This is a genomic window from Cognatishimia sp., assembly GCF_964229375.1.
GTDB lineage: Bacteria > Pseudomonadota > Alphaproteobacteria > Rhodobacterales > Rhodobacteraceae > Cognatishimia.
The window spans coordinates 1-8,348 of record NZ_CAXREH010000025.1 but is presented as its reverse complement, the minus strand read 5'-3'; the positions used below and the strand labels follow the sequence as shown (position 1 = coordinate 8,348).

Below are 8,348 nucleotides of genomic sequence, written 5' to 3'. Positions count from 1 at the left end.
AACCTTCCGCCGCGCCAACTGGTTTAAGCCAGTGGCAGCAGAGGTCGACGCAGCCAGCAACCGTGTTGCGATGGCCGATGTGTCTGTGTTTTCAAAATTTGATGTGACGGGCCTTGATGTCGCGGCCTTTCTTGAAGCGCTGGGTGCCAACCGCGCGCCCTATGCGGGCCGCATCGGATTGACCCACGCGTTGACCCCGACGGGCGGCGTTCTGTCAGAATTCACAGTCACGCGCCTTGGCGGCGATCATGCCTATCTCACCTCGGCAGCGGCCGCCGAACAGATCGACTTTGATATGCTGCAGCAGGTTGCAGGCGATTTCGACGTGGCGGTCCAAAACATCACCGAAGACTTTGCCGTCATCGGCGTCATGGGCCCTAAGGCGCCCGACGTGCTGCCCGAGCTGGCTCAGATGCAATGGCTGACCGCGCAGGACTGTGATGTGGCGGGGGCTTCGGTGCGGGCCTTGCGCGTGTCTTACCTGGGCGAATGTGGCTGGGAGCTGCATGTGGCCAAAGCCGATGCCGCGCGTCTGTTCACCACGCTAGAGGCGCGCGCTAAGCCGCATGGCCTTGGGTATTACGGTGCATATGCTGCGAATTCTATGCGGCTGGAAAAAGCCTATCGCGGTTGGGGCAGTGATCTGACCACCGAGCGCAGCCCGCTTGAGGCCGGACTGACCCCGTTTGTGCGCAAAGACCTACGAGCTGGCCTAAGCCGTGACGCCGCTTGGGACATGGTCTTGTTAGAGATCGAGGCGGGTGAGGTGGACCCGTTTTATGCCCATACCGTCTGGCAGGGATCCAGACCCGTGGGGATTGCTACTTCGGGTGCGTATGGCCACCGCACCGGCAAGGTGCTTGCACTGGCCTACCTGCGCGATCCAACCGCACGTGATGATCTGACACTTTCCATACTCGGGCAGCCGCGCAAAGCGACCATCCTGCCCAAAGCCCCCTATGACCCTGAAAATGCACGATTGAAAACCGGAGGTTCCACATGACCGACCATCCCTTGCACACCGATTGGAATTTCGCCAACACCGCTGCGCGGCGCGATCAGTTCTATGCGGCCTCGCTGACCCGGTTTACTCCGTTTCGGGACCCCATCGTGTTCCGCAAAGGTCAGGGGCAGTATCTGTGGGACACGGATGGGCGGAAATACACGGATCTTTTGGGCATGAACGTCTGTATCTCGGTCGGGCACTCGCATCCTCGCGTGGTGGCGGCAGCGACGGCGCAGGCGCAAGAGCTGACCCATTGCACGACCATGTTTTATCACCCCACGCCAGCGCATCTGGCCGAGGAACTTGCCGCGACCATGCCCAAAGGCCATGACTGGGTTGTGCATCTGACCAACTCTGGCTCGGAAGCGGTTGATCTGGCGATGACCAGGGCGCGCACCTATACGGGCAATCTCGATCTGTTGGCCCTGCGCACGGCCTATCACGGGCCCACGGCGGCGGCGCAGTCCATTACCGGGATCTCGGGCTGGCGGCATCCGGGGATGCCCGGCAACGTGGCTTTTGTGCCTGAGCCAAACCAGTATCGCGGCATCTTTGGTCCCGGAACGCAGCCCTACCTTGAAGAGATCGATCGCACCATCGCCACCGCGACCTCTGGTCAGGTTGCTGGCATGTTTGTGGAAAGCGTGCAGGGATATGGTGGGATTATCGAGATGCCCAAGGGCTATATGTCCGGCGCGGCCGAGCGGATCCGCGCGGCGGGTGGGCTTTATATTGCGGATGAAGTGCAGTCGGGCTTTGGGCGCACCGGCGCGAATTTCTGGGGATTTGAGGCTGACAACGTCGTGCCTGATATCGTGGTCATGGCCAAAGGGCTGGGCAACGGGTTCCCGATCGGTGCCGTCGTGGCCAAAAAGCATATTGCCGAGCCGATGGCCGAAAAATTCATGTTCCACACCTATGGTGCAAACCCGACGTCTGCGGCGGCGGCGCGCGCTGTACTGGCGGTCATGCGGGACGAAGGCCTTCAGGAAAACGCACGCGTTGTCGGGGCGAAATTGCTGGAACGGTTGCATGATCTGAAAGACAAACACGGCGCAATTGGTGATGTGCGCGGCAAAGGCCTGATGCTGGCACTGGAGTTCGTCAAGGATCGCGACAGCAAGACGCCTGACAAAGAGATGACCACCGAAGTCTTTGAAGCCTGCCGCGCGCAGGGTATCATCCTGTCCAAGTCAGGCCCGTTTCAGCAATGTTTGCGCATGGTGCCACCGCTGTGCCTCTCGCTTGAAGATGTCGATCAAGTCGCAGCCAGCCTCGATTCAGCGCTGGAGGCGGCGGCGACTTAGATTAGGGGCAATTGCCGAGGTGGGATCATGTGGCGGCCAGTTAAGGATCTTGCCACCGTTTACAAGACCAAACGCCATATAGAATTCACGACTTGTCATTAACCTTTGGGATGCCATCCTGGGTGCGACGACGATGAGAGTACCAGTTTCTATGGGTAAATGGACAATTCGAAGCATTGCGGCGTTGGTCGCGATCAGTGTTATCGCGATCGGCCTGCTCAGGTATTCGGCGCATTCGCGCGAGATCGTCGCATTTGCAGCAGGATTGCCCGCTGAGGGGCAATTGCTTGAAACCTCCGAAGGCGCAGTCTTTGTCCTGGAAAAGGGCGACCCAGATGCCCCCCGTGTGTTGTTGACCCATGGCACTGCGGCGTGGTCGGCCATTTGGCGCAAGACGATGGCGGATGTGTCACAAGCAGGCTATCTCGCGACGGCATTTGATATGCCGCCTTTTGGGTGGTCCGAGCATCCTGCCAACGGCGACTACAGCAGATCAGCCCAAGCAGAGCGCGTCATCGCGTTGCTGGAAGCTTTGGGCGACAAGCCCATGGTCGTGGCGCATTCCGTTGGGGCCGGTCCGGTGTCAGAGGCCGTACTTCAACGTCCTGATCTGGTGTCTGGATATGTTGTGGTCGCAGGCGCCCTAGGCCTGCAGGACAGGGAAAATCCGAAACAGACCCCGTTTGTTTTGCGCAATGAGACCCTTCGACAGTATCTGACCTCTGCGACGGCGACGAACCCATTGCTGACCCGTAAATTCCTGCGCGATTTTATGTATCGTAAGGACGTGGCCACCGCAGAAATGGTGGCAATGTTGCAGAAACCTATGGTGCGCGAGGGGTATACCGAGGCGGTGTCTCAGTGGGTGCCGGTCCTGTTCAACACGCCGCGTGATGCCGTGAGCATGGCCCCAGCCAATTGGGCTGCGCTTGATCTGCCTTTCGCGGCGATTTGGGGGGCTGAAGACACGGTCACCCCGCTAGAGCAAGGCAAAGCACTTGCCGCGATGGTGCCAAACGCAACCTTGACCGTTCTTGAGGATGTGGGACACATTCCACATCTAGAGGCGCCCTCAGAGTTTGCCCAGGCACTTGTTGATGCGTTGCAGGCGATGGCTCAACCGTTCAATCAGGAGCGTGAATGAACATGAAAAAGTTTACCCGACGATCCGCCCTTGCACTTGGCGGTGCGGCGGCGGGATGGGCCGCCACCCGGACTTTTACCGGAAACTTACCGGTTCTTGACGGCACCACTCGGTTGCCTGTTGAGGGAACGGGAACGGTTATGAATGATGCAAGCGGGCTGTCGCCAACCCCGATTCACAAGCATCTGATCCTGTCTGAGAATGCAGATGATGCGTTGATCGCTGCCATCCGCAAAGAGCTTGCCGAGGCAAGACGCGAGAACAGAGCCTTCAATGTTGGGGCTGCGCGACACTCGATGGGCGGGCAGGCGATCCCCCGGGACGGAACTGCCGTCACATTCGACAACGGCACAGTCGACATCGATAGCGCAGCGCGCAGCTATCGGGCGCACGCCGGGGCCCGTTGGTCTCAGGTTATCGCCGCGCTTGATCCAAACGGGTGGTCGCCCGCCGTTATGCAGTCCAACAATGACTTTGGCGTTGCCGCGACATTTTCCGTAAATGCGCATGGCTGGCCGGCTCCCTTCGGCCCCATGGGGGCAACAGTGCGCACGTTGCGTATGATCCTGCCCTCAGGGGATCTGGTAAGGTGTTCGGCGACCGAGAACGCCGACCTTTTTAACATGGCGATGGGGGGCTATGGCCTTGTCGGCGTGATCTTGGATCTAGAGGTCGACATGGTGCCAAACAGCCGTCTGGTGCCGACGTTTCAAACCATGCCTGCCAACTCTTTTGCTGCGGCGTTCAAAGATGCCGTCGCGGACCCTGCTGTCACGATGGCCTACGGGCGCCTGAACGTTGAGAGGGACATCTTTTTTGAACAGGCCTTGCTTGTCACCTATCGCGAAACCGAGGATCAGTTAGAGCTGCCCCCTGCCTCGGGATCTGGCTGGATGTCGCATGTGGCCAGCCGCCTTTACCGCGCGCAACTGGGCAATGAGGCGATGAAGGCGTTCCGGTGGTGGAACGAGACATCCCTTGGTCCGGCGATAGGCGGCGGGGAGGTCACCCGCAACTCGCTTATCAATGAGCCAGTCGTGACACTTGATGATCGCGACCCCGACCGCACCGATATTTTGCACGAGTATTTCGTGAGTTCTGACGCGTTTGAGCCGTTCCTTCAGGCCTGTCGCGAGGTGATCCCCGCGTCTTATCAAGAGTTTCTGAATGTCACGCTGCGCTATGTTGCGCAGGACGATCAAAGCGATCTGTCTTATGCCACAAGCCCTCGCATCGCTGCGGTGATGTCTTTCAGCCAGGAACTGACCAAACGCGCCGAAGCCGATATGCGGCGGATGACCCAAGAGCTGATTGACCGTATCGCGCAAGATGGCGGCGCCTATTATCTGCCATACCGTCCCCATGCGCGTCTGGATCAACTGGCCAAGGTCTATCCAAAGGCCGCCCAATTTGCCGCCAAGAAACGCGCGCTGGATTCGCAACTGATCCTGCGCAACAATCTTTGGGACAGCTATTTGGAGCAGCTATGACCTCTTTGCAGAAACTTTGCCTTGTCTATTTCGTGGTGCTGATGATCGCGGCGTCGCTGAACTATGTTCCCGGCCTGACAGATGAGGACGGCCTTGCCTTCGGGATCTTTGCGCTCGATCCTTACGACGACGCGTTGCACGTTGCCTCGGCTCTCTGGGCTTTGATCGCGGGTGTTCGGTCTCATCATGCGTCCCGCATATTTGCGGTCCTGTTTGGCGCAGCATACCTTGGCGACGGGGTGTTCGGGATCTTTACTGGCTATGGCTATCTCGACCTCGGGATCTTTACGAACGCTTCTGCTGGGCTGGACTTTTCTTTGGGTCGCGTGCTTGCGAATGTGCCGCATCTGGGGCTGGGGGCACTGGCGCTGTGGGCGGGGTTCAAGAACCTTGGACACCTGGCATGATGTTCATTTGGCGATGGGCAAAACGGCTGATTGCAGGCGTTCTGCTTGTCGTTTTGGGATTGCTGACTCCGGTGGCATATTCCGAAGTCATGTGCCGCCCGTCGGGTGAGCCTGCGGCCGCGCAAGCGCTTCTGGCAGCCGAGCACCATCGATTGGAATCCCGTACACTGCTGACCTATCCCGAGTGGTACATCGTCCACGCCTATCAGGACTATGCCCGCGTGATAGAGACGGGCGATCCGCATGATTATCGGTTCATCAAGGGGATCTCTGGGTTCTGGCGGTCCTTGTGCGCGCTTTCAAAGACATCGGGACAGCTGGGGCCGGTCGATGGTGCAACCAAACAGATGGTCTATGTGATCGGTTTCAGTTTCACGGCTGAATTGTTGGCAAAGGCGGCATATGAAGAAACCCTTGGGCGGGTTTTCACAACTCTACGAGGACCGCAACGCGCAGCCCTTGATGATCTGTCGGCGGCGCAAGCCAAGGGCTATGCTGCGTTTCTGCAGCAAACCCCCTGGTACAAATGGGATTTCGATGCCGATGCAAAGGCCCTGAGAGACGCTGGCGCCGGGCAAATGCGGGATCAGGAACGCCGCTTTGCACTTGGATTGGAATACGGCGTAAAGGCCGCTTACGCTCGGGTGATTGCTGCGGCGGTGGCCGAAGTTGGCGGCGATGCTTTGACTTTGCGGATGATCGTTGACGGTGCTGACGGCAATACGCTTGCGCAGTTCAGTGGCGTAACGGTGATCGGCGAAACGCCATCGGGCATCGAGATCGAAACACTCCGTTATCGCGCCTTGACCCATCTTATCAAGGACATGACAGAAGCAGGGGTTTCCTTTGTCGAAATTGCCGGCAATGACGATATCATGTTCACGATCATCTCTGAGGCCGCCACGCATCCCAAAGCGATGTACAGCGACAAGCGGCAGGGCTTTGAAAACTATCGCCATCTTCTGCTGACAGATGTCGCCGAGCTTGCCGCAGACATTGCTGGCCTCGCAGAAACCTCCGCGCGTCTGGAGCACATCCATGACTACTAAGACCACAGCCTTAGCGATCATGGTGGTTGTCGTCGGGTGGCTCGGTGTGCTGGTTGGCGTGACCCTGATCAGCGATGACGCGCCCTCGGTCCTTGTGGTGTTCCCCAGTCAGGAATTCTTGGCGCATATCCCTGAAAACGTCGCGATTCTGTCCGCGACAGCCTACAGCGTGACATTGACCTCAGACGACACAGACCTCGCGCGTCGCTTATACCAAAACGGCGCGCGACTCGTGCTGCCAGCAGGTCTTGAAGGCTGTTTCTCGCGAGCGTAGCGACGCGGTTTTTGGGCAGCTATCGCGCTGGTAGGCCGGGCTTGAGGCGCGAATGACTCAACAGCCGACAGGCCACAAGTGAGCTGAGGGATAAGTTGACTAAGGCCTATGAGGAATAGAGAGATTTGGTGGAGCCTAGGGGGATCGAACCCCTGACCTCTACAATGCCATGGGCGCAGTTGATTTGTCAGGAAAGTAGATGCAAATCGAGGTAAAGAGAGAAAAAGTCCCTAAGTGGCCGCTCCAATGTTTCTGACAGTGCAAGTAGAGTATCCAACGTTGGCGAACTGTTTGCTCGTTCGATATTCGAAATAGCTTCGGCCGTGCGTCCGATCTGTGCTGCCAGTTCTTCCTGAGTAAGCTTGGCGTCTTTTCGAAAGCTTTTCAGCTGTTCTGCCAAATAGGTCTTCAGAATATGTTCCATGGCTCGAATTAGACTTCGGCCACTTGGTCGATAAGCCGAGTGGACTTCGAAATATTTTGAAAAATAGAACTAAACTTCGTATTTTTTGCCTCACACAGAGTTTTCCGAACTGGAGTTTGGATTTGGATGCGGCGGTTCTTAAAGAAAAATGCGTTATTGGCGCGGTGGATGTTGGCTCTCCGCGCAATATTGGTTGGGCAGTACTTGATGGAGTTCGTTCGGAACACGGTACGGACTTGGACGAATTTGTCGAGTGTTTCTCTGGTCGCTCCAAGGGCAAACCATCTGCGTTAGGATTTGAAGCTCCATTGTTCGTCCCGCACAACAGGTCGCTCAGTAAGCTCACTGGTCAACGCAAAGGTGAAAATGGCCGTCCTTGGTCTGCTGGGGCTGGAGCCACCGTCACGACGATTGGGCTTGTCGTTTTAAACCACGTCCTCCGGGAGATGCTGGCTCTCGATCCTGAAAGACAGTTTATACTCGATTGGGAACGATGGCCGGAATCGGACAAGACCTTAGTCTTTGAAGCGTTCGTGAGTGGCGACAATCATGCCGGCCCGGGTGAACATTGGAAAGACGCCTTTAACGCGGCTAATGGCTTTGCTAAGGCAATTGGGAATCTCAGCGAGCAAAATGCTGTCGTTGAAGGCGATGTTTTCTCGCTTGTAGGTGCTTGCCTGCTCCGTACTGGTTGGAGCAACGATCTGAGTTTGTTGCAGCAAAGTTGCTTGGTAATCAGGCCCTAATCGAAGCACATGGCAAACCGAAAAGGGCGGAAAGCGGACATTCTCTGCGGTTGCGAGATGCACATTCGGCCAGAGACTAGTCAGACGTTCTAAACGTTTATAGAGCAGCCCCACCTGAGTAGTCCATTTTGAATGTGGTTTTGTGGGTACGGAAAGTTGGCTGCTTTGAAATCCGCATCAACGGTGCTCATCACTGCACGCCGTTCGTTGTGGGTGAGCTCGATGTGTTCGTGCCATACGACCAAGAGGTCGGCGCCTGCATTTATTCGGGCTAGCAACTCTTACGGGTTTGGTAAGTTGGACATATTGAGTTTTTTGCCAGACCCCAATTAACTCCCGCAGGTCATCAATTGTGTAGCTTCGCATTGTCGGGCGGTGGGCAAAATCGCATATGCGTTTCCTGGTGGTCTCTTTACCTAGTATACATGCGTTTCTTGCGTGCTCGGGTCTCCTGCGTGGCGGCGTCGCTGCCATCATGGAAAGACCCGAAGATCATGTCCC

At 57.2% G+C, this 8,348-nt stretch carries 9 protein-coding genes; 8 read left to right on the top strand and 1 reads right to left on the bottom strand.

Annotation, left to right across the window (positions count from 1 at the left end; all coding sequences use genetic code 11):
* The 7 genes from ACEQWH_RS02005 to ACEQWH_RS01975 form a co-directional block, all read left to right on the top strand.
* Nucleotides 1-1,003, top strand: a 1,003-nt coding sequence (locus ACEQWH_RS02005; RefSeq protein ID WP_370227822.1) for an aminomethyltransferase family protein, incomplete at its 5' end; no start/stop codon positions are given.
* Nucleotides 1,000-2,313 carry an aspartate aminotransferase family protein gene (locus tag ACEQWH_RS02000; protein ID WP_370227820.1) on the top strand — a complete coding sequence of 438 codons (1,314 nt, stop codon included), beginning with the start codon at nt 1,000-1,002 and terminating at the stop codon, nt 2,311-2,313. The genes ACEQWH_RS02005 and ACEQWH_RS02000, both read left to right, overlap by 4 nt.
* Nucleotides 2,314-2,464: 151 nt before the next feature.
* Nucleotides 2,465-3,457, top strand: a complete 993-nt coding sequence (locus tag ACEQWH_RS01995) for an alpha/beta fold hydrolase (RefSeq protein WP_370227818.1) — start codon at nt 2,465-2,467, stop codon at nt 3,455-3,457.
* Between the two features lie 2 nt (nt 3,458-3,459).
* A complete protein-coding gene (locus ACEQWH_RS01990) occupies nt 3,460-4,947 on the top strand; it encodes an FAD-dependent oxidoreductase (RefSeq protein ID WP_370227824.1) in 1,488 nt (495 codons plus the stop codon).
* Nucleotides 4,944-5,354: a hypothetical protein gene (locus tag ACEQWH_RS01985; RefSeq protein ID WP_370227816.1), complete on the top strand. Its 411-nt coding sequence runs from the start codon at nt 4,944-4,946 to the stop codon at nt 5,352-5,354. Before ACEQWH_RS01990 ends, ACEQWH_RS01985 begins: the two co-directional genes overlap by 4 nt.
* Entirely contained in the window at nt 5,351-6,403 is a 1,053-nt protein-coding gene (locus tag ACEQWH_RS01980; RefSeq protein ID WP_370227814.1) for a hypothetical protein, read from the top strand. The genes ACEQWH_RS01985 and ACEQWH_RS01980 overlap by 4 nt, the downstream gene beginning before the upstream one ends.
* Nucleotides 6,393-6,677 carry a hypothetical protein gene (locus tag ACEQWH_RS01975; protein WP_370227812.1) on the top strand — a complete coding sequence of 95 codons (285 nt, stop codon included), beginning with the start codon at nt 6,393-6,395 and terminating at the stop codon, nt 6,675-6,677. Before ACEQWH_RS01980 ends, ACEQWH_RS01975 begins: the two co-directional genes overlap by 11 nt.
* A gap of 187 nt (nt 6,678-6,864) precedes the next feature.
* Here ACEQWH_RS01975 and ACEQWH_RS01970 read toward each other — a convergent pair whose 3' ends face one another.
* Nucleotides 6,865-7,101, bottom strand: coding sequence for a helix-turn-helix transcriptional regulator (locus ACEQWH_RS01970; RefSeq protein ID WP_370227810.1), 237 nt, complete (start codon nt 7,099-7,101; stop codon nt 6,865-6,867).
* Between the two features lie 23 nt (nt 7,102-7,124).
* Between ACEQWH_RS01970 and ACEQWH_RS01965 the strand changes: the two genes are divergently transcribed.
* Nucleotides 7,125-7,847, top strand: coding sequence for a hypothetical protein (locus tag ACEQWH_RS01965; protein ID WP_370227808.1), 723 nt, complete (start codon nt 7,125-7,127; stop codon nt 7,845-7,847).
* The last annotated feature ends 501 nt before the right edge of the window (nt 7,848-8,348 follow it).

What these genes read in the sequence shown, in the direction of transcription:
- ACEQWH_RS02000 (WP_370227820.1), top strand. Translation starts at nt 1,000, where the DNA reads ATGACCGACCATCCCTTGCACACCGATTGGAATTTCGCCAACACCGCT.
- ACEQWH_RS01995 (WP_370227818.1), top strand. Translation starts at nt 2,465, where the DNA reads ATGGGTAAATGGACAATTCGAAGCATTGCGGCGTTGGTCGCGATCAGT.
- ACEQWH_RS01990 (WP_370227824.1), top strand. Translation starts at nt 3,460, where the DNA reads ATGAAAAAGTTTACCCGACGATCCGCCCTTGCACTTGGCGGTGCGGCG.
- ACEQWH_RS01985 (WP_370227816.1), top strand. Translation starts at nt 4,944, where the DNA reads ATGACCTCTTTGCAGAAACTTTGCCTTGTCTATTTCGTGGTGCTGATG.
- ACEQWH_RS01980 (WP_370227814.1), top strand. Translation starts at nt 5,351, where the DNA reads ATGATGTTCATTTGGCGATGGGCAAAACGGCTGATTGCAGGCGTTCTG.
- ACEQWH_RS01975 (WP_370227812.1), top strand. Translation starts at nt 6,393, where the DNA reads ATGACTACTAAGACCACAGCCTTAGCGATCATGGTGGTTGTCGTCGGG.
- ACEQWH_RS01970 (WP_370227810.1), bottom strand. Translation starts at nt 7,101, where the DNA reads ATGGAACATATTCTGAAGACCTATTTGGCAGAACAGCTGAAAAGCTTT.